Here is a 1,340-nt window from a genome sequence, read left to right as displayed (position 1 = left end):
AGAGTCTGTGTGAGAGAGGCATCATCTCTCTGGATGAGTGAGCCGTTGTTGGAGGATTTCATTGTTGAGTGTGGATGGGAGCTGTTTTAGTGGGATTTCTGGAGGATGTAGATGCGTTTGAGGTTGTAGGCGGTGGCGGCGAGGGCGAACTCTGTCTGAGCCTTGGGGAKGGAGCGTAGTCGGAAGGAGCGGAAGTTTCGTTGTTCTTTCATGATGCCGAAGACCGGTTCGACGATTCCCCTGCGTTTGCTGTACATCGCTCTTCCGTCCGGATCTCGTAGCTTGTGGCGCATGCGTTTCAGACGCGGATCATGGCCGGCAAGATCGGTTGCCGGCTTGCGGGTGTTGAGTTCGCGGGCCAGGTTGGAGTCCGGTACATAGGCATCGACGTTGAGCACTTCCATTCGTTCTACGTTTTGGTTGGAGTAGTAGCCGGAGTCGGCCAGCACGCGCCGGGGAAGCTCTCCGCAGGTCTCGTTGACCAACTTCACCATCGGTTCCAGGCCGTCGTTCTCGTTGCCCGACTGAGTCACCCTCTGAGCCACGATGAGGTGATCTTCTGAGACCGCGATCTCACCGGAGTAGCCCAGCAGGAAGCGGTTGCCGCGGCTGCGTAAAAAGCGCGCATCCGGGTCGGTGATCGAGCGCTTCTCAGAGGGTCTCTTCGCCCGCCGGGGAAGCGGCTTGAGCGTCCCAGCAGCGTCCTCGATGGCGTCGATCGCAGTTCCTACGCGACTGCCCGCGCCTTCGTTCGGCTCATCCCCGTCGCAGCTCTGCTGCCAGCGGCGTATGTTCCGGCGGGTCTTGGCCCTTTGCTGCCGCTCCTTGGCGATGACCTTGTCCGGGGATGCCGACGCCTTGATCCGAGTCGCGTCGATCGCTACGGTGCCYAACTGAGCYAACYYCAACGATCGGGCCATCTCCACCACCTGSGTGAAGCAGTCGTTGATCGCCCGTCCRTGACGGSTGCGGAACGCGTTCAACGCCCAGWAGTCAGGCGTCGCMGCTCCCGCAAGGAAGCGGAACGCRAGGTCTTCMCGGATACGCTGCTCCAGACGGCGAGACGACGTYACACCCAGRAGRTAGGCATACAGCCACACCTTCARCATCARCGATGGATCATAMAGACGMCCGCCYATCTGMCCRTACGACTGAKCRAACCGGCTCAGATCCAGCTTCTCKACRCTCTTGTGAACGAAAAAACACAGATGATCCGCRCTCAGAACTTCRTCCACKCGAGGCGGCACCAGGTACCCTTGCTCCGGCGAATAGGGCAAATACCGTGACATACTCTCTTCTCGTATAAATAACCCCGAAAAGCAAGTACTCACACAGACTCT

The 1,340-nt window shown here is 59.0% G+C and carries 1 protein-coding gene and 1 pseudogene; both read right to left on the bottom strand.

The window, feature by feature from the left end; translation table 11 throughout:
• Positions 1 to 86: 86 nt before the first annotated feature.
• Positions 87 to 920, bottom strand: a complete 834-nt coding sequence (locus AB4043_RS25705; RefSeq protein WP_442308546.1) for a transposase — start codon at positions 918 to 920, stop codon at positions 87 to 89.
• 18 nt (positions 921 to 938) lie between these two features.
• Positions 939 to 1,289 (bottom strand): annotated as a pseudogene (locus AB4043_RS25700) (transposase); the annotation flags it as partial.
• Positions 1,290 to 1,340 lie beyond the last annotated feature (51 nt).

Origin of the sequence: Terriglobus sp. YAF25, from assembly GCF_052113305.1 — a bacterium.
Taxonomy (GTDB): domain Bacteria; phylum Acidobacteriota; class Terriglobia; order Terriglobales; family Acidobacteriaceae; genus Terriglobus.
Note: the sequence above shows the minus strand (reverse complement) of the source record. Positions and strands in the feature narration are given on the sequence as shown.